At 61.8% G+C, this 25,773-nt stretch carries 21 protein-coding genes; 7 read left to right on the forward strand and 14 right to left on the reverse strand.

The genetic code is table 11. The features are described 5' to 3' along the window. Window positions 1–50: 50 nt before the first annotated feature. From CAF87_RS19950 to gcbA, 12 genes are all read right to left on the reverse strand, one after another. Window positions 51–2,828, reverse strand: coding sequence for a hybrid sensor histidine kinase/response regulator (locus CAF87_RS19950; RefSeq protein ID WP_085732730.1), 2,778 nt, complete (start codon window positions 2,826–2,828; stop codon window positions 51–53). A 102-nt stretch (window positions 2,829–2,930) separates the two neighbouring features. Beyond that, window positions 2,931–4,223, reverse strand: a complete 1,293-nt coding sequence (gene purD / locus CAF87_RS19955; RefSeq protein ID WP_085732731.1) for a phosphoribosylamine--glycine ligase — start codon at window positions 4,221–4,223, stop codon at window positions 2,931–2,933. Window positions 4,224–4,300: 77 nt separating this feature from the next. Next, window positions 4,301–5,908, reverse strand: a complete 1,608-nt coding sequence (gene purH / locus CAF87_RS19960; protein WP_085732732.1) for a bifunctional phosphoribosylaminoimidazolecarboxamide formyltransferase/IMP cyclohydrolase — start codon at window positions 5,906–5,908, stop codon at window positions 4,301–4,303. Window positions 5,909–5,990: 82 nt separating this feature from the next. Next, window positions 5,991–6,311 (reverse strand): DNA-binding transcriptional regulator Fis, encoded by a 321-nt coding sequence (gene fis / locus CAF87_RS19965; RefSeq protein WP_003186237.1) that lies wholly within the window; start codon window positions 6,309–6,311, stop codon window positions 5,991–5,993. Further along, a complete protein-coding gene (dusB, locus tag CAF87_RS19970) occupies window positions 6,308–7,318 on the reverse strand; it encodes a tRNA dihydrouridine synthase DusB (protein ID WP_085732733.1) in 1,011 nt (336 codons plus the stop codon). The genes fis and dusB overlap by 4 nt, the downstream gene beginning before the upstream one ends. A gap of 185 nt (window positions 7,319–7,503) precedes the next feature. Beyond that, window positions 7,504–8,784 carry a DUF3426 domain-containing protein gene (locus CAF87_RS19975; RefSeq protein WP_085732734.1) on the reverse strand — a complete coding sequence of 427 codons (1,281 nt, stop codon included), beginning with the start codon at window positions 8,782–8,784 and terminating at the stop codon, window positions 7,504–7,506. A gap of 30 nt (window positions 8,785–8,814) precedes the next feature. After that, window positions 8,815–9,693, reverse strand: coding sequence for a 50S ribosomal protein L11 methyltransferase (gene prmA, locus CAF87_RS19980; RefSeq protein WP_085732735.1), 879 nt, complete (start codon window positions 9,691–9,693; stop codon window positions 8,815–8,817). A 166-nt stretch (window positions 9,694–9,859) separates the two neighbouring features. Continuing rightward, window positions 9,860–11,218, reverse strand: a complete 1,359-nt coding sequence (gene accC, locus CAF87_RS19985) for an acetyl-CoA carboxylase biotin carboxylase subunit (protein WP_085711231.1) — start codon at window positions 11,216–11,218, stop codon at window positions 9,860–9,862. Window positions 11,219–11,235: 17 nt separating this feature from the next. After that, window positions 11,236–11,703, reverse strand: coding sequence for an acetyl-CoA carboxylase biotin carboxyl carrier protein (gene accB / locus CAF87_RS19990; RefSeq protein WP_085732736.1), 468 nt, complete (start codon window positions 11,701–11,703; stop codon window positions 11,236–11,238). 24 nt (window positions 11,704–11,727) lie between these two features. After that, window positions 11,728–12,183 carry a type II 3-dehydroquinate dehydratase gene (gene aroQ / locus CAF87_RS19995; protein ID WP_065260261.1) on the reverse strand — a complete coding sequence of 152 codons (456 nt, stop codon included), beginning with the start codon at window positions 12,181–12,183 and terminating at the stop codon, window positions 11,728–11,730. A 175-nt stretch (window positions 12,184–12,358) separates the two neighbouring features. Then, window positions 12,359–12,907, reverse strand: coding sequence for a methyl-accepting chemotaxis protein (locus tag CAF87_RS29725; RefSeq protein ID WP_371850983.1), 549 nt, complete (start codon window positions 12,905–12,907; stop codon window positions 12,359–12,361). A gap of 1,449 nt (window positions 12,908–14,356) precedes the next feature. After that, on the reverse strand, window positions 14,357–16,027 hold the full coding sequence (gene gcbA, locus CAF87_RS20005; RefSeq protein WP_085732738.1) for a diguanylate cyclase GcbA: 1,671 nt from the start codon (window positions 16,025–16,027) through the stop codon (window positions 14,357–14,359). A 416-nt stretch (window positions 16,028–16,443) separates the two neighbouring features. On the opposite strand from gcbA, the gene CAF87_RS20010 reads away from it, so the two are divergent. From CAF87_RS20010 to CAF87_RS20040, 7 genes are all read left to right on the forward strand, one after another. After that, a complete protein-coding gene (locus tag CAF87_RS20010) occupies window positions 16,444–17,511 on the forward strand; it encodes a DUF2333 family protein (RefSeq protein ID WP_085732739.1) in 1,068 nt (355 codons plus the stop codon). A 3-nt stretch (window positions 17,512–17,514) separates the two neighbouring features. Then, entirely contained in the window at window positions 17,515–18,072 is a 558-nt protein-coding gene (locus CAF87_RS20015) for an NUDIX hydrolase (RefSeq protein WP_085732740.1), read from the forward strand. Window positions 18,073–18,259: 187 nt separating this feature from the next. Next, complete coding sequence (locus CAF87_RS20020; RefSeq protein WP_085732741.1) at window positions 18,260–18,631, forward strand: translation initiation factor Sui1; 372 nt, start codon at window positions 18,260–18,262, stop codon at window positions 18,629–18,631. A 219-nt stretch (window positions 18,632–18,850) separates the two neighbouring features. Continuing rightward, window positions 18,851–20,764 carry an arginine decarboxylase gene (gene speA, locus CAF87_RS20025; protein WP_085732742.1) on the forward strand — a complete coding sequence of 638 codons (1,914 nt, stop codon included), beginning with the start codon at window positions 18,851–18,853 and terminating at the stop codon, window positions 20,762–20,764. A gap of 233 nt (window positions 20,765–20,997) precedes the next feature. After that, window positions 20,998–22,341 (forward strand): type VI secretion system Vgr family protein, encoded by a 1,344-nt coding sequence (locus CAF87_RS20030; RefSeq protein WP_085732743.1) that lies wholly within the window; start codon window positions 20,998–21,000, stop codon window positions 22,339–22,341. After that, entirely contained in the window at window positions 22,338–23,132 is a 795-nt protein-coding gene (locus CAF87_RS20035) for a DUF4123 domain-containing protein (RefSeq protein WP_085732744.1), read from the forward strand. Before CAF87_RS20030 ends, CAF87_RS20035 begins: the two co-directional genes overlap by 4 nt. Window positions 23,133–23,149: 17 nt before the next feature. Beyond that, window positions 23,150–24,025 carry an alpha/beta hydrolase gene (locus CAF87_RS20040; RefSeq protein WP_085732745.1) on the forward strand — a complete coding sequence of 292 codons (876 nt, stop codon included), beginning with the start codon at window positions 23,150–23,152 and terminating at the stop codon, window positions 24,023–24,025. Here the strand turns inward: CAF87_RS20040 and CAF87_RS20045 are convergent. Together CAF87_RS20045 and CAF87_RS20050 are read right to left on the reverse strand one after the other, a co-directional pair. Next, window positions 24,019–25,368 (reverse strand): MATE family efflux transporter, encoded by a 1,350-nt coding sequence (locus CAF87_RS20045; RefSeq protein ID WP_085732746.1) that lies wholly within the window; start codon window positions 25,366–25,368, stop codon window positions 24,019–24,021. The two genes, CAF87_RS20040 and CAF87_RS20045, sit on opposite strands and share 7 nt — an antisense overlap. Before the next feature lie 37 nt (window positions 25,369–25,405). Next, window positions 25,406–25,699: a hypothetical protein gene (locus tag CAF87_RS20050; protein WP_085732747.1), complete on the reverse strand. Its 294-nt coding sequence runs from the start codon at window positions 25,697–25,699 to the stop codon at window positions 25,406–25,408. Between the last annotated feature and the right edge of the window lie 74 nt (window positions 25,700–25,773).

A 25,773-nucleotide genomic window follows, 5' to 3' on the forward strand; every position in this document is an offset into this window, starting at 1 on the left:
TCTGGCGTCATCACGGCAAGATCCGTCGAGAAGGTGAGCGCTCGCCGAGCTCAGGACGTTCTTGCCGTCGTGCGATTTTGCTGATCACGCTGGGCCACCCAGTGCTCGATCAGCTCGCGCAGTTGCGACAGCTCCACCGGTTTGGCCATGTGCCCGTCCATGCCGGCCTGGCGCGCACGCTCCTTGTGTTCGGCGAGGATGTGCGCGGTCAGTGCGACGATCGGCGTCCGGATACGCTGATTGCCGACTTCCCAGGCCCGCAGTTGCTGGGTAGCGGAGAAGCCATCGAGGATCGGCATTTCGCAATCCATCAGCACCAGGTCGTAGCGCTGAGCCTTCATGGCCTGCAAGGCTTCTTCGCCATTGCTGGCAGTGTCCGGTTGCAGGTTGAGCTTGCCGAGCATGCCGCGGATCACTTTGGTGGAAATCGTGTTGTCTTCGGCGACGAGAATACGGAAGTCGCTAGGGACTTTGACGGCCGTGGCCGGGCCGGCGGCTTGAGGCTGGAACACCGCCTGGCCACGGTTGCGCTGGTTCAGTTCGTCGGCCAGCGTGGTCTTGAGTGTGTAGCCGGCCACCGGTTTGGCCAGGATGCGTTTGATCCCCGAGTTTCGCGCAATGATCTTGCTCGGCGCATTGCTGATGCCGGTGAGCATGATCAGCAGGATGTCGTGGTTCAGGCTCGGGTCTTCCTTGATCTTGGCCGCCAGTTGCATACCGGTCATGCCGGGCATGTTCTGGTCCAGCAGGACCACGTCGAAGTAATCACGAAGGTGCGCCTTGGTGCGCAGCAGAGCCAGCGCTTCCTTGCCTGACGGCACCGCGCTGACGTTCAGGCCCCAGGCGCTGCACTGTTGCACCAGCACTTTGCGGCAGGTGTCGTTGTCGTCGACCACCAGCACCCGCGCACCCTGCAGCGGACTGTCGAGATCGGAGGTCGGATGCTCCAGGCGATCGGGGTCCAGCGGCAGGGTTAGCCACAGCGTGCTGCCCTGAGTGGCGCCGCTCTTGATGCCGAACTCGCCCTGCATCAGGCGAATCAGTTGCCGTGCGATCACCAGCCCGAGGTTGCCGCCCAGGCGGTTGGCCGACAGGAAGTGCTTGCTGTGCAGCTCGGCATGCATCAGCGCGTCGCGCTCTTCCTGATCCATGGGCTGGCCGCTGTCCTGAACGGCAATACGCAGACGTGGTCCGGTGCTGCGTTCGTCGAGGGCGACCACCACCAGCACTTCGCCTTCTTCGGTTTTCTTCAGGGCGTTTTCCAGCAGGCTCAGCAACGTCTGGCGCAGGCGCGTCGGGTCGCCACTGATGACCCGTGGCACTTGCGGCTGGATGAAGCTGATCAGTTCGACGTTCTGCTGTTCGGCCTTGGCGCGGTAGATGCTCAGGCAATCGTCGATCAAGGCATTGAGGTCGAACTGCACGTCGTCCAGTTCGATCTGCCCGGACTCGAGGCGGGAGATGTCGAGGATCTCGTTGATCAGAGTCAGCAGTTCGTTGCCGGCGCTGTGGATGGTCTGCACGTAGTCGCGTTGCTTGACCGACAGGGGCGTGCCGAGCAGCAGTTCGGTCATGCCCAGCACACCGTTCATCGGCGTGCGGATTTCGTGGCTGATTTTGGCCAGGAACTCGGCCTTGGCATTGATTTCGGCGTTGCTTGCGGCGAGGTCGCGGCTGATGCTGAAACGGCTTTCGGTGATGCTGCGCTGGCGCTCGCCGAGGGCGATGCTCATCAGCAGGCCACTGATGCAGATGAAGCCCATCAGGGTCATGATCAGACCTTGCGGCGCCACCAGGGTCAGCCCCAGCAAGGCCGGGAGAATGATCAGCGTGCCGATGTTGAACACCACCATCGCGGCGACGAACAAGCGGGCAGGGCGGTAGCCTTTCTGCCAGTGATAGAACGCCACCAGCAACATGCTCAGCCCTGCGAGGGCCACCAGCGCGTAGGTGATGATGTTCAGCGGCAGGGTGTTGACGAACAACAGCAGCAGGCTGCAGATCACGATGAACAGGATGTCGCCCAGCAGCAGCTTGTTCAGCGGGTGTGGGCCAAGCGGGGCGAAGAAGCGGTATGCGAACATCAGGCCGGCCGGCGCGGTCAACAGAAGGGCCAGGTAGGCGCCGGGGGTCTGGATCGCATGCCAGTTCGGCAGCCAGGGGCCGGCCAGGTTGAGCAACAGCAACAGGCTCAGGCTCAGCAGGCCTTCACACACCGCCAGCCACAGGCTGCTGCGTGAACGAGTGTAGGCGTAGCGGATCAGGTTGTGCAGGATCAGCATGGCGAGGCAGCCGAACAGCAAACCGTAGATCAGCGTCTGGTTATGATTGGCCGCGCCCATCACCGCCGATTGCAGGGTGATGTACGGGCGTAACTGGTGGTCGGAGACCAGTCGCAGATAGACGTCGAGGGATTTGTCGCTTTGCGGCAGCGGCAGCAGGAAGTCGCTGCTCGGCAATGGGCGCTCGGCCTGGGCCTGGACGGTGCCGGTTTCCCGTTGCTCGATCAGCCTGTCGCCATCGAGCACGTACAGATTGAGGTGTGACAGGTCGGGAGCGAAAATGCGCAGCACTTGTTCGTGCTTGCCGGGCGCCAGTCTGAAGCGCAGCCATAGCGCGCCATCGGGTTCGGCCGCGGTGAGGCGGTCAAGCTCGATGGGGCTGAATTGATTGGTGTAGCGGGCGGAGCGGATGTCGCTCAGCTGGAGGTTGCCCTGATCGTCGAGCAATACCGACCAGCCACTGCCTTGCGCGGCCTGGGCCGGGAGCATGCAGAGCAAGGTCAACAGTGTGACGGTGAAACCTATGGCAATCCTGAGCCAGCGCACGGCGAAATCCCTTCGTAGGTTGATGCCAGAATATAACGATGCGCAGCGTCGGAACAGTCCGGCAAGGACCAAGGGTCCTTGCCGGAAACACAGCGTAGCTTATTACTGAGTTTCGCCGCGTTCACGAGCAATGGCGCGGTAGCCAATGTCGGTGCGGTAGAAACAGCCTTCCCAGTCGATGGCCTTGGCCAGTTTGTAGGCCTGTTCCTGGGCAGCGCCCACGCTGGTGCCCATGGCAGTAGCGCAAAGGACCCGACCGCCGGCGGTCACAACGTTGCCGTCCTTGAGCGCGGTGCCGGCGTGGAAGACCTTGCCTTCCAGGTTCGCTGCCGCGTCCAGACCGTTGATCGTCGCGCCCTTGGCGTAGTCGCCCGGGTAACCGCCGGCCGCCAGCACAATGCCGACGCTCGGACGTGGATCCCACTGCGCTTCGACTTTGTCCAGGGCCTGGGCCAGGGCCGCTTCGACCAGCAGCACCAGGCTCGACTGCAGGCGCAGCATCACCGGTTGGGTTTCCGGATCGCCGAAACGGCAGTTGAACTCGATGACCTTCGGATTGCCGGCCTTGTCGATCATCAGACCGGCGTACAGGAAACCGGTGTAGACGTTGCCTTCCTCGGCCATGCCGCGCACGGTCGGCCAGATCACCTGGTCCATCACGCGCTGGTGCACATCAGCGGTGACCACCGGGGCAGGGGAGTAGGCACCCATGCCGCCGGTGTTCGGGCCGCTGTCGCCGTCGCCGACGCGTTTGTGGTCCTGGCTGGTGGCCATCGGCAGGACGTTCTTGCCGTCGACCATTACGATGAAACTGGCCTCTTCGCCGTCGAGGAACTCTTCGATCACAACGCGCGAACCGGCGTCACCGAAGGCGTTGCCGGCGAGCATGTCGCGCACGGCGTCTTCGGCTTCGGCCAGGGTCATGGCGACGATCACGCCTTTGCCGGCGGCCAGGCCATCGGCCTTGATCACGATCGGTGCGCCTTTTTCACGCAGGTAAGCCAGGGCAGGCTCGATCTCGGTGAAGTTCTGGTAGTCGGCAGTCGGGATCTTGTGGCGGGCCAGGAAATCCTTGGTGAAGGCTTTCGAGCCTTCCAGCTGCGCGGCACCGGCGGTCGGACCGAAGCAGTCCAGCCCGCGTGAGCGGAACAGGTCGACGACGCCGGCAACCAGCGGTACTTCCGGACCGACGATGGTCAGGGAAACGTTCTTCTCGGCGAAGTCGGCCAGTTGCTCAAGGGCTAGTACGTCGATGGCGACGTTTTCGCACTTGGCTTCAATCGCGGTGCCGGCGTTGCCCGGTGCGACGAAAACCTTCTGCACACGCGGATCCTGAGCCACTTTCCAGGCCAGGGCGTGTTCGCGGCCACCGCTGCCAATGATCAAAACATTCATTTCAAAAACCTCGGATGACGCTAATTCTGTAGGGGCTGCATACCCACGCAGAGCGTGGGCACGATCAAGCGGGAAAATCAGTGGCGGAAATGACGCATGCCAGTGAACACCATCGCGATACCGGCTTCGTCAGCAGCAGCAATCACCTCAGCATCACGCATCGAACCACCCGGCTGGATCACCGCAGTGATACCGACCTTGGCCGCATTGTCCAGGCCGTCGCGGAACGGGAAGAACGCATCCGATGCCATCACGGAACCTGCGACTTGCAGACCGGCGTGTTCAGCCTTGATCGCGGCAATACGCGCCGAGTTCACACGGCTCATCTGGCCGGCGCCGACACCGATGGTCTGACGGTTCTTGGCGTAGACGATGGCGTTGGATTTGACGAACTTGGCCACTTTCCAGGCGAAGATCAGGTCGTGGATTTCCTGTTCGGTCGGTGCGCGCTTGGTCACCACTTTCAGGTCGTCGGCGCTGATCATGCCGATGTCGCGGCTCTGGACCAGCAGGCCGCCGTTGACGCGCTTGTAGTCCCAGGCCGGAACGCGATCCGCCGACCACTCGCCGCAGGCCAGCAGGCGCACGTTGGCCTTGGCAGCGACGATTTCACGGGCTTCTGCGCTGACGCTTGGCGCGATGATCACTTCGACGAACTGACGCTCGACGATCGCCTTGGCGGTCTCGGCATCCAGTTCACGGTTGAAGGCGATGATGCCGCCGAATGCCGATTCGGTGTCGGTGGCGTAGGCCAGTTCGTAGGCCTGACGGATGCCGCCTTCGGCGTCCGGGCTCACTGCCACGCCGCACGGGTTGGCGTGCTTGACGATGACACAGGCCGGTTTGACGAAGCTCTTCACGCATTCCAGCGCGGCGTCGGTGTCGGCCACGTTGTTGTACGACAGTTCTTTGCCTTGCAGTTGGGTCGCGGTGGCGATGCCGACTTCGGCAGGCTTGGCCTCAACGTAGAACGCCGCGCTCTGGTGCGGGTTCTCTCCGTAGCGCATTTCCTGGGCCTTGATGAACTGGCTGTTGAAGGTGCGCGGGAATTCGCTGCGACCTTCAGTGCTGAGGGTGTCAGCGGCCTGATTCACGGTGCCCATGTAGTTGGCGATCATGCCGTCATAGGCGGCGGTGTGTTCGAACGCCTTGAGCATCAGGTCGAAACGCTGGGCGTAGGTCAGGCCGCCGGCCTTGAGGTTTTCCAGGACGTTGGCGTAGTCGCTGGCATTCACCACGATGGCCACGTCTTTGTGGTTTTTCGCCGCCGAACGGACCATGGTCGGACCGCCGATGTCGATGTTCTCGATGGCAGTCGGCAGGTCGCAGCCTGGCTTGCTGATGGTGGCTTCGAACGGGTACAGGTTGACGGCTACCAGATCGATCGGCTTGATGCCGTGCTCGTTCATGATCGCGTCATCGATACCGCGACGACCGAGGATCCCGCCGTGGATTTTCGGGTGCAGGGTTTTCACCCGACCGTCCATCATTTCTGCGAAACCGGTGTAATCCGCGACTTCCACTGCGGCCACACCGTTGTCCTGCAGCAGTTTGAAGGTCCCGCCGGTGGAAAGGATTTCCACGCCCAGGGCTTCCAGCTCCCTGGCGAATTCGAGGATCCCGGTCTTGTCGGAAACACTGATCAAGGCGCGGCGGATCGGCAGGCGGGTAGTCTGGTCGGTCATCTCAATTTCCATCAAAAGCAAGGGAAGTCAGCAAAAAAGGCGACCGGTTTTACGCGGGCGCCTTTCTGGTTGGATTGAATGCTTACAGCAGATCGTACTGCTTGAGTTTCTTGCGCAGCGTGCCGCGGTTGAGTCCGAGCAGCTCGCTGGCCTTGGTCTGGTTGCCCTTGACGTAGTTCATCACGCTTTCGAGCAGGGGAGCCTCGACTTCGGAGAGCACCAGGTTGTACACATCCGTGACGGCTGCGCCCTCAAGGTGGGCGAAATAATTGTGCAGCGCCTTCTCGACACTCCCGCGAAGGGTCTGGCCTTCTTCGCTCGGGGTATTGAGGTGCTGTTTCAAATTCACGTTGTCGCTCACGGGTGTTGTTCCACTCACTAAAGTCTCGGTCATCATCGTCATGCGGCCACCCCTTCTCCGTCCCCTGTCAGGCTCTTGTAACGTTCGGCGAAGAACTCCCGAACGTTGGCGCATTGTGTTTCCGTACCATCCAAACGATTGAAACGGGCGCGAAACTCCTTGGCGCCCGGCAAGGTTGCGAGATACCAGCCCACATGCTTTCGGGCAATGCGTACGCCCATCACGTCCCCATAAAAGGCGTGGAGGGCGGCCAGATGCTCAAGCAGAATGCGTTCCACCTCAATCAGCTCCGGCGCCGGCAGTTTTTCGCCGGTACGCAGGAAGTGTTCGATCTCACGAAAAATCCATGGCCGCCCTTGGGCAGCCCGGCCGATCAACAGGCCATCGGCACCGGTCGCGTCGAGCACGTAGCGGGCCTTTTCCGGCGATACGATGTCGCCGTTGGCAAAGACCGGAATCGACACCGCCTGCTTGATTGCGGCAATGGTGTCGTACTCGGCTTCGCCGGTGTACAGGTCGGCGCGGGTGCGGCCATGCACTGCCAGCGCCGTGATCCCGGCCTGCTCGGCGATCTTCGCCACAGTCAGGCCGTTCTTGTTGTCGCGATCCCATCCGGTGCGGATCTTCAGGGTCACCGGCACATCAACCGCAGCCACCACGGCGTGCAGGATCTCGGTAACCAGTGCTTCATCCTTCAGCAACGCGGAGCCGGCAGCCTTGTTGCAGACCTTCTTTGCCGGGCAACCCATGTTGATATCAATAATCTGTGCGCCCAGCTCGACGTTGGCCCGGGCCGCATCTGCCAGCATCTGCGCATCGCCACCGGCAATCTGTACCGAGCGCGGCTCGGGATCGCCTTCGTGGATCATGCGCATGCGCGACTTGCGGGTATTCCACAGGCTCATGTCACTGGTGACCATTTCCGAGACTACAAGCCCTGCGCCCAATCGCTTGCACAACTGACGAAAGGGCTGGTCGGTGACACCCGCCATGGGGGCGAGGATCAAGCCGTTCTGCAATGTATATGGGCCGATGCGTACCGCCGACATAGGACTTCCCTGAAGTGGGGCCGGATCATGAGAGTTCGAAAAAGGGTTGGCATGATACCCGCTCTCGATGACTGGATAAAGGCTGAATTGAACAAAATCTGAACAGTTATTCTGTTATTACCGCCGGTTTGGTCGTGCGGTGCGCAGTCAGAAAACTGCCGCCAATCCGGGGGCGGTGAAGCGTTTCACTCGGGCGAGTGAAAACTCAGGCTGTAGTTCACCGCTTTCGCCCCCGGGTCGAGGATGTCCAGGGCGATGTGGATCGGCGTCTGCGGCGGCATTTCCGCCATGCCTTCGAGGTCGCCGTTGAGGTACTCGCCGGGTTTGAAACGGCGACTGGCGATCAGGTGGCCGTTGAGGTCGGCGAAGCGCAGCTCCAGCAGCGGGAACGGTTGCGAGAAGGGCGCGCGGTTATAAATGATTGCGTCGACCACCAGTGCTCCGCTGAACTCCGGATGGCTGCGCACCACCAGGTTGCTGCTCTTGATCTTGGCGATATCGACCTTGGACGGCACCGTGCAGCCGATCTGCGGGCAAAGTTGCTGGAACCATGGGCGGTATTGATCCTGACGGGCCAGCTCATCGAAATGATAGGCGATGTACTGGCCGGCGAGGGCGCCGGCGGCCAACAGGATCAACAACAGCCAGAGCAGGCGCCGGCCCCAGGGCGAGCGGCGTTTCTGCCAGTCCAGTTGTAGCGGGTCGTCGGTCAGGTCCTGCAGCACTTCGGCACGTACGCCGGGCTCGCTACGTTCGCGCTTTTTGCGCGGAGGCTCGACTGGTGTCAGATCGTCCTCCGCCTCGTCACTGGCCGACAGGCGTTCGTGGCGGGCGGAATGATCGATCGGGTCGTGCAGGCGAAGTTGCGGGATGGGTGGCTCGTCATCAAGGTCCACGGGTTCCAGTGACAACGACGGTTCGGTGCGTTCCGGTTTTACCGGTTCGGGATCGACGACTTCGGTTTCGTGCTCGGGTTCGCTGATTCGTTCGTCTGCCGGTTCGCTGAACAGGCTGTCCGACCACGGCTCGTCTTCCGGCTCATGACTGTCGCGTCGAGCGCTGAGAGACTCTTCGCGCGGGCGGCCGAATTCGGTGGTCGGCTGGATTTCCCGCTGCTCAAGACGGGCCAGTTCCTGATCCAGGTCCAGGCTGTCCAGATCCAGTTCGGCGGCGCTCCACTGCTTCTGGCTGATGGCGCGCGGCTCGGTCGGTTCAGGCTGCTCAGGTGGTTCAGGCAGTTGGGCGACGGTCGGCGTTTCAGTTGCCGATGCTGGTTCGACGATGGCCGGCTCTACCGGCGTGACTGCTTCCTTGCCCGCACGCTGTTCGAGCAATTGCTTGGCTGCGTTGAACACTTGCAGGCAGGAGCCGCAGCGAACCACCCCGCGAGCCACGCTCAACTGAGCATGGCTGACGCGGAAACTGGTTTGGCAATGCGGGCACTGGGTGACGAAGCTGTCGGTCATGCGGCGATCCGGATTGAGCAGGCGGTCATTCTAGCGCCGACGGCCAGTGATGCGCACCCAGCCGTCGCGATTGGCGATCGGGTCAAGATCGAAGTCCTGCGCGTAGGCGGCGGCGACTTCTTCGCCCTGTTCGGCAAGGATCCCGGACAGCGCCAGACGGCCGCCGGACTTGACCAGGCCAGACAGTTGCGGCGCCAGGGAAACCAGCGGGCCGGCCAGGATGTTGGCCACCAGCACGTCAGCTTTGACCTGCGGCAGGTCCTCCGGCAGGTACAGCGGGAACAATTCATCGGCAATGCCGTTGCGGCCGGCGTTGTCGCGGGAGGCTTCCAGCGCCTGCACGTCGATGTCGGTACCGACGGCTTCCTTGGCGCCGAGCAGCAGGGCGGCAATGGCCAGAATCCCCGAGCCGCAACCGAAGTCCAGCACGTTGCAGTCTTTCAGGTCCTGGCCGTCCAGCCATTCCAGGCACAGGGCGGTGGTCGGGTGGGTGCCGGTGCCGAAGGCCAGACCCGGATCCAGCAGCAGGTTGACCGCGTCAGGCTGCGGCGCGGCGTGCCAGCTCGGCACGATCCACAGGCGCTGGCCGAATTGCATCGGCTGGAAACCGTCCATCCAGCTGCGTTCCCAGTCCTGGTCTTCGATTACTTCGCTGTGATGCTCGGGCAGCGGGCTGCCGGTCAGCAGTTCCAGATGGGCCAGTACCGGGGCGGCTTCGGTGCCGCCCTCGAACAGGGCCAGCAGGTGGGTGTGCGCCCACAGCGGGGTGGTATTGAGTTCCGGTTCGAAGATCGGCTGATCTTCGGCGTCCATGAAGGTCACCGAAACAGCGCCCACTTCAAGGAAAGCGTCTTCGTAGGTTTCGGCTTGTTCTGGGCTGATGGCGAGACGGACTTGCAGCCAAGGCATGGCGGGCACCTGTGAAAAAGATTGATTGCAGCCTAGCGGCCTGCGAGAAGCGCGCAAGTTTACGCGAGCGCGACCGTTTTGTGGGAGCGGGGAATGTGTGAGCAGATGAAACCTGCAGAAACAACAAGGCCGCCCGAAGGCGGCCTTGTCATGTGCGGGCTTGAGCTTAGTGCTTGTCGCCAGCGAGCTTGTGCTCGAGGTAGTGAATGTTCACGCCCCCTTTGCAGAAGCCTTCGTCGCGGGTCAGATCACGGTGCAGCGGGATGTTGGTCTTGATCCCGTCAACCACGATTTCGTCCAGGGCATTGCGCATGCGTGCCATGGCTTCGTCGCGGGTGGCGCCGTAAGTGATCAGCTTGCCGATCAGCGAGTCGTAGTTCGGCGGAACCGCATAACCGCTGTACAGGTGCGAATCGACGCGAACGCCGTTGCCGCCTGGAGCGTGGAAATGCTTGACCGTGCCAGGGCTCGGCATGAAGGTCTTTGGATCTTCAGCGTTGATCCGGCATTCCAGCGAGTGACCGCGGATAACCACGTCATCTTGAGTGAACGACAGCTTGTTGCCAGCGGCGATGCTGAGCATCTCCTTGACGATGTCGATACCGGTGACCATTTCCGAAACCGGGTGCTCCACCTGAACACGAGTGTTCATTTCGATGAAGTAGAAGCGACCGTTCTCGTACAGGAACTCGAAGGTGCCGGCGCCACGGTAGCCGATGTCGATGCACGCCTTGACGCAGCGAGCGAGGACTTCCTTGCGCGCGTTCTCGTCGATGCCCGGTGCCGGCGCTTCTTCGAGAACCTTCTGGTGACGGCGTTGCAGCGAGCAGTCACGGTCGCCCAGGTGAATGGCGTTACCCTGTCCGTCGGACAGCACCTGCACTTCGACGTGACGCGGGTTGGTCAGGAATTTTTCCAGATAGACCATCGGGTTGCCGAACGCCGCGCCAGCTTCGGAGCGGGTCAGTTTCGCCGAGGCGATCAGGTCTTCTTCCTTGTGCACCACGCGCATGCCGCGACCACCACCGCCGCCGGCGGCCTTGATGATCACCGGGTAGCCGACTTCACGACCGATGCGCAGCGCCGTTTCTTCGTCTTCCGGCAGTGGGCCGTCGGAGCCTGGAACGGTTGGCACGCCCGCTTCGATCATCGCGTGCTTGGCCGATACCTTGTCGCCCATCAGGCGAATGGTTTCGGCTTTCGGGCCGATGAAGGCGAAGCCGGAGTTCTCGACCTGCTCGGCGAAATCAGCGTTTTCCGCGAGGAAGCCGTAGCCTGGGTGAATGGCGGTAGCGCCAGTCACTTCAGCGGCCGCGATGATTGCCGGGATGTGCAGGTAGGAGTGCGCGGCAGAAGCCGGGCCGATGCAGACGGATTCGTCTGCCAGACCCAGGTGCATCAGCTCTTTGTCGGCCTTGGAGTAAACGGCGACGGTCTTGATGCCCATCTCTTTGCAGGCACGCAGAATCCGCAGGGCGATCTCACCGCGGTTAGCGATCAGAACTTTTTCCAACTTCGCAGTCATCAAAGGCTCTCCGCAGTTCAAACGATGGTGAACAGCGGTTGGTCGTACTCAACCGGCTGGCCGTCTTCGACGAGGATGGACTCGATCACACCGCTGGTTTCAGCTTCGATGTGGTTCATCATCTTCATGGCTTCGACGATGCACAGGGTGTCGCCTTTCTTCACGGTCTGGCCGACTTCAACGAAGGACGGCGAGGTTGGCGAAGATTTGCGATAGAAGGTGCCGACCATCGGCGAACGGGCAACGGTGCCGTTCAGCGCTGGAGCAGCAGCGGCAGCCGGAGCTGCTGCAGCAGCAACCGGAGCGGCAGCGGCAACAGGTGCAGCGGCCGGAGCCTGCATCGGAGCCGGTGCGTAGTACTGCTGCGCCGGGGTCTTGCTGTGGCGGCTGATGCGTACGGACTCTTCGCCTTCCTTGATCTCGAGCTCGTCGATGCCGGACTCTTCCAGCAATTCGATCAGTTTCTTAACTTTACGGATATCCATGAATCATCAACTCCCAAGGGTCGGTCAGGGGCGTATAGCTTGTTGTTCAAGCTGCTCTAGTGCAGCCTCCAGGGCCAGTCGGTAACCGCTGGCGCCAAGGCCGCAGATCACTCCCACCGCTACGTCGGAGAAGTAAGAGTGATGGCGGAAAGGTTCGCGTTTGTGCACGTTGGACAAATGCACTTCGATGAATGGGATGCTCACTCCCAGCAGCGCGTCACGTAATGCGACACTTGTGTGCGTAAAAGCTGCCGGATTGATAAGAATGAAGTCCACGCCTTCGCTGCGCGCGGCATGGATACGGTCGATCAATTCGTACTCGGCATTACTTTGCAGGTGCAGCAGATGATGGCCGGCTTCACGGGCGCGGCGCTCCAGATCCTGATTGATCTGCGCCAGGGTGGTCGACCCGTAGGTCCCGGGTTCCCGGGTGCCGAGCAGGTTCAGGTTGGGGCCGTGCAGCACCAGTAGCGTTGCCATCTGCGTGTTCCTTGTTATGGGTGAGCCTTCGTCAGAACCCGGCGACTATGCCGCAAAGACTTTGTGACTGTCCAGTTCTCTGCAATAGCCAGCACGATCTCCGATGTTTGCGCGAAATATGTGACTGAGTGATCAGATCCGGTCATTCACACCGCCGAACCCGGCACAATCGCGATCAGACGCGGAACGCCTGAACCGCTGTATGCAGTTGCCCACCCAATACCAGCAGATTCTCACCCTGTTCACGTCCTTCACTGATGCGCAGCAGATTATCCCCACCCAATTGGTGAATCCGTTCGCTGTGGTCGCGGATTTCGCTGACTGCGCCACTTTGCTGCGCCGTGACGTCGGCGATGCGGACTGCCGTGTCGGAAATGGTCTGGATCGCGCCGACGATCCTGTCCAGCGCACCGTCCGCCGATTGCGCCTGATTGGCCGTGGATTCGGCATGTTCCACCTGTGCGCGCATGCCTTCGACCGATTGTCGGGCGGCGGTTTGCAGGCCGGCGATCAAAGTTTGAATTTCTGCGGTAGCGCCGGCGGTGCGCTGTGCCAGTGAGCGAACTTCCTCTGCAACCACGGCAAAACCGCGGCCCATTTCCCCGGCGCGGGCGGCTTCGATTGCCGCGTTGAGGGCCAGCAGGTTGGTCTGATCGGCGATCGAACGGATCACCGTCAGCACGCCGCCGATGGTCGCCGACTCTTCCGCCAGATGCTCGATCATCTGCGCGTTGCCTTGTACTTCTTCCACCAGCGCATGCAGGCCGGTGAGGCTCAGGCCGATGACCTTTTGTCCATGCTCGACAGCCTGTCCCGCGTGACGGCTGGCGTCCGCAGCCTGACGTGCATCGCCGGCTACTTGCTGGATGGTCGCTTCCAATTCGCTCAGGGAGTCGCGGATCAGCGCGGTATCGCCGGCCTGATGTTCGGCGCCGCTGTGCAGGTCATTGCTCAGTTCGGCAAGGGTGCGACTGCTGCCCGCCACTTGTTCGGCGTTGCCGCGAATGGTCCCGACCAGATCCACAAGATAGGCACGCAGGCGATTGAGCGAGGCTTCGATGTCGTGCAGTTCGCGGTTGGTTTTACCCAGCTGAATGTCTCGGCTGAAATCACCCTCGGCCCAGGTCGACAATGCGGGCGCGAGATTGGTGAGGGTGCGGGCCAGGCGTCGCTGCAAGGTGTCGATCAACAGGGCGATCAACAGGATCAGGACGATCATCACGCCTTGCATCAGGCGTACTTCGCTCTGGATCTTCCCGTGCTGGGCGCGTACCACTGGCTCCAGACCGGCGATGGCTTGTTGAACGGCGGCGATTTTCTGGTGGGTGGCGGTGCTGAGTTCAGTGCGTTTCTGGATCTGGTCGCGAGTACGGGCCAGTTCTGCCGGGTAGCGGCCGAGCAAGCTGTTGAGTTCGCGTTTGAGACCGACGCCGGCGTCTTCGGCGACTGCCTTTTCGGTGCTTTCAATGCCCATCATCGAGGCGAAATCGTCGCTGCCGGATTCGCTGCTGGCGACCACGCCGAGCAGGGGCAGGGCATCGATTGCCTGGGCCTGGGTGCGGATGTTGGTGACCTCGCGTTCGACATCGGCAGCCAACTCGCTGCGCCCGCTGCTGACCAGTTTGTCCCTGGCCAGCGACAGCTTGCCCAAGTGCTGAGAGGCGGCGAGCAATGGTGTCAGGTACGCCACGTTGCCGCCGGCATAAGTGCTGAGCTGATCGAGGCTGGCACTCAGTTCGCGCTCGGCCTGCAGCAGTAACGCCTGAGGATCCCCGGCCAGTTTGCCGGCAGCCAGCAGGTCGGTCTTGCTGAATTCTTCGAGGCCTGACAGGCTCGGACGCAGTGTTTCGGCCAGCGCCAGTGGCAGTTCGCCGAGTTCTTTCTGCAGGCTGTCGATGGCCTGGCTGGCACTGCTCAGGCGCAGGGCGTCGCCACTGCCGAGGTAGTCTTCGACGTTGCGCGCGACTTCATTCTGAAATCGCTGGGACAGCCCGAGGTAGCGCTCCATCAACAAATACGGACGTTCGAGGGCTTTCTGCGACCACCACAGCGTGGCGCCGAGGGCCACGCAGACGGCGACCAGCAACAGTGTGTTGAGATTGGTGAGTAACTTCAGGCGCATGACGGCTACCAACGGCAGAAATGGTAAGTGCCTGAATTTATTGCGGTTCTGTTACAGGGTTATGACCGAATCGGTGGATTCCGGTGAAAAAGTGGCACTTTGCTTTGAGTCCCGCGCGGTCTGCACCCGATTGCGGCCTTCACCCTTGGCACGGTACAGCGCCTCGTCGGCCTGGCTGGCCATCATCAGGCTGTCGGAATCGTCGTGCATCTCCACCACCCCGGCGCTGAACGTGCACCACAGATCCTGCGGCTGGGCCGGATAATGGATTTCGGCGAAGCGCTGGCGGATTTCGTCGAGCACTTTGTGCGCGGCTTCTATATCGGTGTCGGGCATGACGATGGCGAATTCTTCGCCGCCGTAACGGCCGATGAAATCCGTCTTGCGCAGACGCTGCTTGAGGAACAGAGCCAGGCTCTTGATCACCCGGTCGCCCATGGGGTGGCCGTGGCTGTCGTTGACCCGTTTGAAGTGATCGATGTCGAGCATCGCAAAGCTCAGCGGCTTGTTCTCGCGGCGGGCGCGGAACGAGCAATCTTCCAGCAACTGAAGAATGTGCGTGTGGTTGTACAGGCCGGTGAGGCTGTCGCGGACCATTCGCGCCTTGAGGTTGCGTGCCCGCGCCGCGCGGTTGCGTACGGTGGTGATCAGGTGGCGCGGCTTGATCGGTTTGGTCAGGAAGTCGTCGCCGCCCTCGCTCATGGCGTCGAGCTGCTTGTCCAGGTCGTCTTCGGCCGACAGGTAAATGATCGGCACGCTGACGTAGCGGTCGTTGTGGCGGATGACCTTGGCCAGTTCGGTACCGGTGCAGGCCGGCATGTACATGTCGAGGATGATCAGGTCTGGCTGGAATTCCGCCAGCTCGGCCATGGCCTGAATCGGCTCGATCAGTGTGCGGGTGACAATCCCGGCGCTGTTGAGCAGGCGCTCGGTGTGCATCGCCTGGGCGCGGGAGTCGTCGATGATCAGCACTTTATAAGGCTCGTACTGGGCGACGCAGGTCAGCACTTCGATTTTCTCCAGCAGACTCGAGGCTTCGAGGGTGCCGGTGAGGAATTCCTGGCCGCCGGCGCGCACGGCGGCGAGGCGGGTCGGGGTGTCGGTTTCGTGCAGGCTGAAGAACAGCAGTGGCAACGGTTCTTCCAGGCCTTGCTGGGCTTCGGCGGCGAGTTTCAGGCCGACGCCGGCACCGCTGAAATCCACGTCCATGACGATGGCGGCCGGCAGTCGCTCGACCATCGAGGAGCGAAACGCCGACACACTGTCCAGCGCCTGGGCGCTGAGACCGAAGAATTCCAGTTGTTTGGCCAGTCGTTCGGCGCGGTCGTGATCCTGAAGCATCACGTAGATCGGTTTGCGCAGGGGTGGCAGAAAGGTCTGGTCGAGCTGATCGCCATGGCGCAGCCCGGTGCGTGACAAGCGCTGCATCAAACGGTTGAGGTCAGTGATCAGGCCACTGCTCAGGCGTCCGCGATTGGCATCCACCGCTTCCAGCGACTGGCTGATGTGGTGGGCGAGTTGAGTGTGCTCGGGCTGTTCAAAGCGCTCGGCAAAACGTAGCAGGCGCAGATTGGCCTCGCTCAGTTCGGCGAGGTCGGCAGTGGACCACTCACTGCGTTGCAGGCGCTGCCATATCTCAAGAATCTGACGTGCCTGATGAATTACCCGCTGGGCAAAGTGGTGCTTGAGGCGCTCACGGCTGGGGTCTTCTGGCTCGGTCATATCCTGACTACTAGTTAGGGTGCATGCTGAGATCGACTGGTGGCTCTATGCTAGCACCTCTTTCCGGTTACATGAGTGTCGTACGTCAATAATCTGCGGTGCGTCACCATTCAGTTTCCGACCGGTGGGTTTTGATTCGAACCGGATCGTCGGGAAAGTCCCCGTGAACAGGGCGCTTTGTGGCGAATCGAGAAACAGGTGCTGCCGAAAGCGCGAAACGGAAACCTGAGGGTTCACGAATTTTTCCATCGGTACCGACAAGGTTTTCTCAGGGCGACAGGTATCAGGGAATCCCTTAGCGCACGACGGCGGACCCCAAGAGTCGTCCCCTGTCATTATTGACGGGTGCGGGCCAGAGGCACGTTGTTGTATGGTTGCTGTCGAACCGTTGAACCCAAGATTGAAAGGATATCGCCATGCTGGACTGGAAGAATCGCGCGGGCAGCGCGCCCGAACGTGCCGCCGAGCCGAAATCCGCCGCCCGCAGCTATGTGGGCGGCCTGTTGTTCAGCCGCGCGCTGGCCACGCTGGTTGGTATTTACCTGTTGGTGACCATCGCTCTGGGCTGGTACTGGAGCGAGGAACCGGCCCTGTTCCCTGTGGCGCAGAACGCCCAGCTGGCTGCCGAGAAGGAAGGCAAGCAGATGGTGGTCGGCTACACCACCGTCGAAACCCTCAAGACCGTCGCCGGTACCCTGCTGAACAAGCCGGGCGGCTACATTTCCAACGACCGCTTCCCGCCGGGCCTGTGGATGGACAACATGCCGAGCTGGGAATATGGCGTGCTGGTCCAGGTGCGCGACCTGACCCGTGCCTTGCGCAAGGACTTCGCCCGCTCGCAGTCGCAATCGGCGGAAGACGCTGATCTGGCCAAGGCCGAACCGCGCTTCAACTTCGACAACAAGAGCTGGATCCTGCCGTCCAGCGAGTCGGAATACCAGGAAGGCATCAACTCCCTGAGCCGTTATCAGGCACGTCTGTCTGACCCGACGCAAAAGAATGCGCTGTTCTACGCCCGCGCCGACAACCTGAACAACTGGCTGGGCGACGTCGGTACGCGTCTCGGTTCGCTGTCGCAACGACTGTCGGCCAGTGTCGGCCGCGTCAAACTGAACACAGCGCTGAAAACCGAAGTCCCGGCTGTGGGTGAAGTGCCACAGGTTGACGAGGAAGTCGTCGAGACTCCATGGATGCAGATCGACAACGTGTTCTATGAAGCCCGTGGCCAGGCCTGGGCGCTGTCGCACCTGCTGCGTGCCATCGAAGTCGATTTCGCCGACGTGCTGGCGAAGAAGAACGCTACGGTCAGCGTGCGCCAGATCATTCGTGAACTGGAGGCTTCGCAGGAGCCGGTGTGGAGTCCGATGATCCTCAACGGCAGTGGCTTCGGGGTGCTGGCCAACCACTCGCTGGTGATGGCCAACTACATTTCCCGGGCCAACGCCGCCGTGATCGATCTTCGTCAACTGCTCAATCAGGGCTGAGTCATGAGCGACAATGCCAGAGAGGCTGCCCACCGGGCGGCCTCGGATGCCGAACAGATCGCCTGGGTCGACGAGCAGGACAACCTGCTCGGCGCCCTGGTGCGCTCCGACTTGCGCGAGCGCGGGCTGATCGGGCGTGGCACCTACATCATGCTGTTCAACTCTGCCGGTGAACTCTGCGTGCATCGGCGGACCCTGAGCAAAGCCATTTATCCCGGCTACTGGGACGTGGCGGCAGGCGGCATGGTGCAGGCGAACGAGACCTACGCCGAGTCGGCGGCCCGTGAACTGGAAGAAGAACTGGGAGTGAGCGGCGTCGAGCTGACGGCCCACGACCATTTCTACTTCGAAGACACCGGTAATCGGCTGTGGTGTTCGGCGTTTTCGGCGGTGTGGGACGGGCCGTTGATCCTGCAACCGGAAGAGGTGCTCGAAGCACGCTTCATTCCGGTCGATCAGGTCATGCTGGAAATCGAGCAAAAGCCTTATTGCCCGGACTCTCTGGCCGCTCTGAAGCGCTATCTGAAGGCTCAGCAAAGCGGCGTCGCAAAGAACTCATAAAATGGCGCCGATTGGCACTTAGCAATCGACGTTTTTGCCGTTACACTGCGCGACCTTTTCAAGCTGTGCCGGCCTGCTTTACAGGAGCAACCGGCACAGTAGCGCTGCCCCTGCCTGAGTGGGGCTTCGCGGTCGATAGCCTTGCCCAAGGCTGCGATCAGTCTTTGTCCTCCCGAGAGGATTGCCGGTGGCCAAAAAAGCCGCATCCTTCGCCGCCCTGGGCGGCCTGGTATTTTCCACCGACGCAGGTCGTCATTGCCCGGAATGCAGTAAACCGGTGGACGCCTGTATCTGCAGACAAACCGTGATCCCGGCCGGCGACGGCATTGCCCGCGTGCGCCGCGAGAGCAAGGGCCGTGGCGGCAAGACGGTGACCACCATCACCGGCGTGCCCCTGGCCGAAGACGCACTCAAAGAGCTGGCGACGACGCTGAAGAAGCGTTGCGGCACCGGCGGTGCGTTGAAAGACGGGGTCATCGAGATTCAGGGCGATCATGTCGAGCTACTCTTGGCCGAGTTGATCAAGCACGGTTTCAAGGCGAAGAAGTCCGGCGGCTAGCAGCCTCTGTGAAAACCACCAGCGGCTTGATCCGGCTCTGATTGTCATCAGTCCCGGCGTCGTCTCCATGGTTTTCACAGAGCCTGTTCATGACCGGTTTCTAAACTCAACGCTGTCAGCGCGGTCTACCGCCCCGCTGACGAACCGTCATTTTCACTCTTTAGACTGCGCCGGCCTGCAATCAGGCGACGCACTATGACTTCTTTATAGGGGACTTCGATGTCCGTACGACGCACACGCAAAGACGATGGCAGCCAATGGACAGTTGCGGACAGCCGCAGTGTTTACGGGATTCGCCATTGGGGGGCCGGGTATTTCGCGATCAATGACGCCGGTCGCGTCGAAGTTCGTCCGAACGGTCCGAGCAGTTCACCGATCGACCTGTTCGAGCAAGTCGACCAGTTGCGCAAGAGTGGCTTGTCCTTGCCGTTGCTGGTGCGTTTCCCCGACATTCTGCAAGACCGCGTGCGTCAGCTGACCGGTGCTTTCGACTCGAACATCGAGCGACTGGAATACCAGAGCAAGTACACCGCGCTGTACCCGATCAAGGTCAACCAGCAAGAAGCGGTGATCGAAAACATCATCGCCACCCAGAACGTCTCCATCGGTCTGGAAGCCGGCTCCAAGCCTGAGCTGCTGGCTGTGCTGGCGCTGGCGCCGAAGGGCGGCACCATCGTCTGCAACGGTTACAAGGATCGCGAGTTCATCCGTCTGGCGCTGATGGGCCAGAAGCTCGGCCACAACGTGTTCATCGTGATCGAGAAAGAATCCGAAGTCGGTCTGGTGATCGAAGAAGCCGCGTCGCTCAAGGTCAAGCCGCAGGTCGGCTTGCGTGTTCGCCTGTCGTCGCTGGCGTCGTCGAAGTGGGCGGACACCGGTGGCGAGAAATCCAAGTTCGGCCTGTCGGCGGCACAACTGCTGTCGGTGGTGGAGCGTTTCCGCGCGGCCGGCCTGGATCAGGGCATCCGTCTGCTGCACTTCCATATGGGTTCGCAGATCGCCAATCTGGCCGACTACCAGCACGGCTTCAAGGAAGCGATTCGATACTACGGCGAGTTGCGCAATCTGGGTCTGCCGGTCGATCACATCGACGTCGGTGGCGGTCTGGGTGTCGACTACGACGGTACCCACTCGCGCAACGCCAGTTCGATCAACTACGACATGGACGACTACGCCGGTGTCGTGGTCGGCATGCTCAAGGAATTCTGCGATGCGCAGAGCCTGCCGCATCCGCACATCTTCTCCGAAAGCGGCCGTTCGCTGACCGCTCACCATGCGATGCTGGTGGTGCAGGTGACCGACGTCGAGAAACACAACGACGACGTGCCGCAGATCGAGAACAAGGAGTCGCTGCCGGAAACCGTGCAATGGCTGGTTGATCTGCTCGGCCCGACCGACATCGAAATGGTCACGGAAACCTACTGGCGCGCCACTCACTACATGAGCGACGTGGCCGCCCAGTACGCCGACGGCAAACTGACCCTGGCCGAGAAAGCCCTGGCCGAGCAGTGCTACTTCGCTGTGTGCCGTCGCCTGCACAATTCGCTGAAGGCGCGTCAGCGTTCGCATCGTCAGGTGCTGGACGAACTCAACGACAAGCTGGCCGACAAGTACATCTGCAACTTCTCGGTGTTCCAGAGCCTGCCGGACACCTGGGCCATCGATCAGGTGCTGCCGATCATCCCGCTGCATCGTCTCGATGAAGAGCCGCTGCGCCGCGCGGTGCTGCAAGACCTGACCTGCGACTCCGACGGCAAGATCAACCAATATGTCGACGAGCAGAGCATCGAAACCAGCCTGCCGGTACACGGGCTGAACGAGGGTGAAGATTACTTGCTGGGCGTGTTCCTGGTCGGCGCGTATCAGGAAATCCTCGGCGACATGCACAACCTGTTCGGTGACACCGACTCGGTGAACATCTATCAGAACGCCGACGGCAGCGTGTATCACGCCGGGATCGAGACCCACGACACCATCGAAGACATGCTGCGCTACGTGCACCTGTCGCCGGAAGAGCTGATGACCCACTACCGCGACAAGTGCGCCAGTGCCCGCATCAGCGCCAGCGAGCGCACCCAGTTCCTCGATGCATTGCGCCTGGGGCTGACCCGTTCCTCGTACCTGTCTTCCTGACGTCAGGTTCCGAATCCATCAGGTTGTCTGAAATTGTTCCGCACGCAGCGGAAGTTTCAGATGACTTGATGAGACTTCTCTCTTTTCTGCTTGCGAATTGCCCTTCATCCACCCGAGAAAAGTGATGTTGTCTGCTTTTCGCGTAGGCTATTTCCTAATTTGTACTTCGGCTCTCTACTCGGCCATGGCTCTCGGCGAGAATCCCCGGCCGCCCCTCCTGTAGAGAATCGCTCATGTTCGATCCAGCCGACGAGTCGTCGTTTCGCCTCGATGTCGCGGGTCTGTCCGCCCCGCTCGAAGTCCTGGCCTTTACTGGTTGTGAGGCGATCAGCGAGCCTTTTGCGTTCGAAATCGATCTGTTGATCGACGATCCTCATCTCGACCTTGGCGGCCTTCTGTACCGCTCGGCACGCCTGTGCTTCGGGCCCTCGGGCAATGGCGTGCACGGGCAGTTGCAGGGTCTCGTCCAGCACGAACATGGCCACGGCGCCAGGTTGTGCCGGGCGCGCATGGGCCCGAAGCTGAGTTGTCTGGGCCTGCGCCATAGCCAGCGAATCTTCAGTGGCCGGTCGGTGCCGCAGATCCTCGATCAGGTGCTCAGGGAGCACGGCATCATTGGCCACCAGCGCCGGTTCGAATTACAGGCCAACCATCCGTCTCGGGCCTTCTGTACCCAATACGGCGAAACAGATCTGCAACTGGTGCAGCGCTTGTGCGCGCAGTCGCGAATTCACTATCACTTCGAGCATGGGCACGAGAACCATTGCCTGGTGTTCGGTGACGATCCGGCATTGCTGCCGCAAACGGGGAAAGTGAGTTTCGCGGCTGAGGGGCGTGCGCCGGCGGTGCGCCGCTGGCTGATGCGGGAGCAGGCCCGAGGACCCGGTGAATACACCCTGCGGGTCCAAACGGCGCAGGGCCATTCCGATGTACCAACCCTGCGTTGTGGTCGATGGTTGAGTGTGTCCCCGCGGCCGTTTGCAGGGTGCGACACAGAATGGTTGCTGACCCGAGTCGAACACCGCGCCGATCAGACGCTGGACCCCTCATACAGCAACCGGCTCTGTGCCGCCGACCACTGGCAGGCGTGTGAGTCGGTGGTCGAACGTTCGGCGTTGCGCATGGGCAGTCTGCAACGGGCCTGGGTCGTAACCGTCGATGAACCGCGTCCTGATCGGTCGCGGCCGGTCGCGGTCCAGTTCGACTGGCTTTATCAGGGCGAGGGTGCAAAACCCAGCCACTGCTGGCTGCCTCTGGCCCCCGCGTTGGCGGATACGGGGCTGACGTTATTGCGTGAAGGTGTCGAAGTGGTGGTGAGCTTTCTCGAAGGCGATCCCGAGCAACCGGTGATCAGCGGCGTTCTGCAGCCCCCGGTAACTGTCGAGAGCCATGAGGATGACAATCCGCCAGCGCTGCCCGACTCTCTTGAGAGTGAAGGCCTGGCACCATGGTTGAGTACGCGCGAGCCTTTGATGCTGTTGTGTCTGATGCCGGGAGGCGGCAGTTATCGACACTGTCGGGAGTCGGTATGCAGTTGTCGACTGGTCGCCGGGCTCAACTCTGGCGATGGGCGATGAGCGGCAGGGTGTCGGGACAGAGTGCACAGTGGCTTTTGCTGGATGTCGCGCATGCACCGCAGGCGTTGAGCGTATTACGTCAAGGGTTCGCGGGTGTGCCGTGCCTGAAGTTGTTTGATGGCACGGAGTTCCAGCCTGTTTGCGAGCAGGGACCGTTGTTGGTTGATCTGCGCGATTGCCCGGTGCTATCGGCGTTGTGTCACACCGACCCGCAGACCTGGTGCGGGTTGCTGCTGGGCAGCGATGCCACGGCCGAATCGCTGCGTGAACATTTGCAACGGATGCTGACGGTTTCTATTGGCCTGAATCATCGTGCGCTGCTCAATTACTACGACCGGCAGACCGCCAGCTACTTTTTCGACGCCTGCAATGCCCGACAGTTGAGTCGCTGGTTCGGGCCGATCAGTTGGCTGCGCTGGTTCGGCGGTACCTGGGCCGACCGGGCGAGCGGCAGCCTGGGCTGGCAACAACTGCGAAATCCGGGGCTGGATGTCGAGCCTCTGAAGATCGAACAGGCACTGACCCGTCATCAACGCGAGCGCCTGCATCGCTGTCTGCTGGAGCAACATATCTGGCGCTGGAGTCAATCGACGGGAACCGATTACCGCACATTGTCCTCCCACGTTGAACAGGGCCTGACATTGGGTTTCAGCGAGCGGGCCGTGCTGGACGACTGGCTGTGGCTACGCTTGCTGCATCCGCGTGCAGAACTGGTGCAACCGCCGCAAGGATTGACCCAGCAAGAGCGGCTCGATCATCTGCGACGCCGCTGGCAGAACAACCCACCCTGACACGAGGTTTCGCGCGCATGGCCCACTCTTTACGGCACTGGTTTTGCGCGATCCCCGCTGGTTTTCTGCTGTTGGTGCTCAGTGGTTGTTCGCCGCTGAAAATGCTCAATGGCCTGACCCCTGAGAACAGCTACGTCAAAACCGCAGACATCGCCTACGGAGAGGATCCGCGTCAGAAGCTCGATGTCTACGTGCCGCGTCATCTGCTCGAAGACGCCCCGGTGGTGGTGTTTTTCTATGGTGGCAGCTGGAACAGTGGCGACCGTGGTGATTACCGGTTTGTCGGCGAGGCGCTGGCCTCCCGGGGCATCGTGACGGTGGTGGCGGACTATCGCTTGTACCCGCAGGTTCGTTACCCGCTGTTTCTTGAGGACGGAGCCCGTGCAGTCGGATGGACCAAGGCCCATATCCAGGAGTACTCCGGCAATCCCCGGCGGCTGTACCTGATGGGACACAGTTCCGGGGCGTATAACGCGTCGATGCTGGCGCTGGACCCGCGCCTGTTGGGCGCGGTCGGGATGTCGCCGGCAGACCTGAGCGGCTGGATCGGTCTGGCCGGCCCTTACGATTTTCTGCCGATCAAAAATCCCGAGGTACGCCCGGTGTTCTTCTGGCCGGACTCACCGCCGCAATCGCAGCCGATCCGGCATGTCAGCCCCGAAGCACCACCGGCACTGCTGATAGCCGCGAGCCGGGACAGTCTGGTCGATCCGACCCGCAATACCGGCGGGCTGGCGCGAACGCTGCGCGAGGCCGGCGTGCCGGTGCAGGATTTTTACTATGCCCGGCCCAACCACGCGACGTTGGTAGCAACCCTGTCGCGGCCATTGAGGTGGCTGTCGCCGGTACTGGATCAGGTTGTCGGTTTTATCCGGGACACGCCGTCTCAGTGAGCGGCACCGGTAAACCAGCCGTCGTTGCGCTGCAGTCGCCACGCCAGTGTGCCGAGGGTCAGGCTGCGCAGCACCATGAACAGCAGGAATGAAATCCACAGGCCGTGATTGCCCAGTGCACTTAACGCCCAGGCGAACGGCAGCAGCAGAGCGACCGTCAGCAGCATGCCGTTGCGCATTTCCCGGGCGCGGGTGGCGCCGATGAACAGACCGTCGAGCAAGTAGCTCCAGACCGCAATCAACGGCAGGACGGCGAGGTAAGGCAGATAGATGAACGCGGTCTCGCGCACGCTCTGGATATCGGTCTGCATCTCGATGAACAGGTGCCCGGCAAAAAGGAACAGCGCGGCGAAACCCAGACTCGCGAGCAGCGACCAGCCTCCGGCCACCACCAGCGAACGACGCAACGCGAGGCGGTCACGGGCACCGATGGCATGACCGCATAAGGCTTCGACCGCGTGGGCCAGTCCGTCCAGCGCATGGGCGGTCAGCAGCAGGCCGTTGAGCAGCAGCGCGTTGGCTGCGACCGTGGCATCACCCAGCCGTGCGCCTTGTACGGTGATCAGGAAAAACACCGACTGCAGCGCCAGGCTGCGGATGAAGATGTCGCGGTTGACCCCCAGCAGCGGTCGCCAACTCTGCCACAGCCTCAATGCCGCCCAGACGATATGCCCGGGATAGGCGCGCAAGGCCTTGCGGGTCAGCGCCAGGCCAAGCAGGGCGCCGCTCCATTCGGCGATCACCGAGGCCCGGGCCGAACCGACCACGCCCCAGTCCAGGCCGATGACGAACCACAGGTTCAGCACGATGTTGATCAGGTTGGTCGTCAGCAAAATCGCCAGCGGTGCCCGGGCGTTCTGGGTGCCGAGGAACCAGCCGACCAGTGCATAACTGGCCAGGGCCGCCGGCAACCCGAACAGGCGTGTGTGGAAGAAGTCGCGGGTCAGTTGATTGAGCTCCGGCGACGGCTGCATGAAGTGCAGGGCGACCCCGCTCAGCGGCACGCCCACAGCACCCAGCAGCAGTGCCAGTCCCATGGCCAGCAACAGGCCTTGCAGCAGGATCTGCCGCAGCGCCGCACCATCGCTGCGCCCGGCAGCCTGTGCGGCGAACCCGGTGGTACCCATGCGCAGAAAACCCATGGCCCAGGCCAGAAAGGTGTACAGGCTGGCCCCGACCGCCACCGCGCCCAACTGATGGGCGTGGGGCAGGTGACCGATGACGGTACTGTCGACCAGCGCCACCAGCGGCACGGAAATGTTCGAAAGGATCATGGGGGCGGCGAGGGCCCAGACCCGGCGATGGGTCGGGCGGTCGTGCCAGTCGGCGGTCAGGTTGGACATGCGGGCTCCTTGGGGAGCGGCATTGTAGCGGGTGGGGTCAGTGAATGATCCAGCTCAGCAGCCACAACCCCAGCAGCAACCAGATGATTCCGGCAATGATCGACGCATTCATGAACGCGCGTATCGCCGACCACAGCAGCATTAACCCGACGATCAGCGCGATGATGCTGATGATCGAAGTGTCCATGCCCAGGGCCTTCGCCAGCCCGTCGACGAAGTTGCCGCCGGCATTGCCCAAGATGTTGAACAGGCCGCTCAGGCCGTCGACGATGAAGCGGATGATCGAGCCGAGCGCCTGGCCCAACCATTCGAAAAAGCTTTCTACCTGCATGTTTGCATCCTGATGAAAGAGCTGAGCCTTGGGCCGCGCCGGGGGCGGCCGAGTTCCCTGCAAGCATAGAGGGT

This window comes from Pseudomonas sp. R38(2017), assembly GCF_002112395.1.
Lineage (GTDB): Bacteria > Pseudomonadota > Gammaproteobacteria > Pseudomonadales > Pseudomonadaceae > Aquipseudomonas.

Coding starts and splice junctions, on each gene's coding strand:
- purD (WP_085732731.1), bottom strand. CDS start 4,223: ATGAATGTTTTGATCATTGGCAGCGGTGGCCGCGAACACGCCCTGGCC.
- purH (WP_085732732.1), bottom strand. CDS start 5,908: ATGACCGACCAGACTACCCGCCTGCCGATCCGCCGCGCCTTGATCAGT.
- fis (WP_003186237.1), bottom strand. CDS start 6,311: ATGACGATGATGACCGAGACTTTAGTGAGTGGAACAACACCCGTGAGC.
- dusB (WP_085732733.1), bottom strand. CDS start 7,318: ATGTCGGCGGTACGCATCGGCCCATATACATTGCAGAACGGCTTGATC.
- CAF87_RS19975 (WP_085732734.1), bottom strand. CDS start 8,784: ATGACCGACAGCTTCGTCACCCAGTGCCCGCATTGCCAAACCAGTTTC.
- prmA (WP_085732735.1), bottom strand. CDS start 9,693: ATGCCTTGGCTGCAAGTCCGTCTCGCCATCAGCCCAGAACAAGCCGAA.
- accC (WP_085711231.1), bottom strand. CDS start 11,218: ATGACTGCGAAGTTGGAAAAAGTTCTGATCGCTAACCGCGGTGAGATC.
- accB (WP_085732736.1), bottom strand. CDS start 11,703: ATGGATATCCGTAAAGTTAAGAAACTGATCGAATTGCTGGAAGAGTCC.
- aroQ (WP_065260261.1), bottom strand. CDS start 12,183: ATGGCAACGCTACTGGTGCTGCACGGCCCCAACCTGAACCTGCTCGGC.
- CAF87_RS29725 (WP_371850983.1), bottom strand. CDS start 12,907: ATGATCGAGCATCTGGCGGAAGAGTCGGCGACCATCGGCGGCGTGCTG.
- gcbA (WP_085732738.1), bottom strand. CDS start 16,027: ATGACCGAGCCAGAAGACCCCAGCCGTGAGCGCCTCAAGCACCACTTT.
- CAF87_RS20010 (WP_085732739.1), top strand. CDS start 16,444: ATGCTGGACTGGAAGAATCGCGCGGGCAGCGCGCCCGAACGTGCCGCC.
- CAF87_RS20015 (WP_085732740.1), top strand. CDS start 17,515: ATGAGCGACAATGCCAGAGAGGCTGCCCACCGGGCGGCCTCGGATGCC.
- speA (WP_085732742.1), top strand. CDS start 18,851: ATGTCCGTACGACGCACACGCAAAGACGATGGCAGCCAATGGACAGTT.
- CAF87_RS20030 (WP_085732743.1), top strand. CDS start 20,998: ATGTTCGATCCAGCCGACGAGTCGTCGTTTCGCCTCGATGTCGCGGGT.
- CAF87_RS20035 (WP_085732744.1), top strand. CDS start 22,338: ATGAGCGGCAGGGTGTCGGGACAGAGTGCACAGTGGCTTTTGCTGGAT.
- CAF87_RS20040 (WP_085732745.1), top strand. CDS start 23,150: ATGGCCCACTCTTTACGGCACTGGTTTTGCGCGATCCCCGCTGGTTTT.
- CAF87_RS20045 (WP_085732746.1), bottom strand. CDS start 25,368: ATGTCCAACCTGACCGCCGACTGGCACGACCGCCCGACCCATCGCCGG.
- CAF87_RS20050 (WP_085732747.1), bottom strand. CDS start 25,699: ATGCAGGTAGAAAGCTTTTTCGAATGGTTGGGCCAGGCGCTCGGCTCG.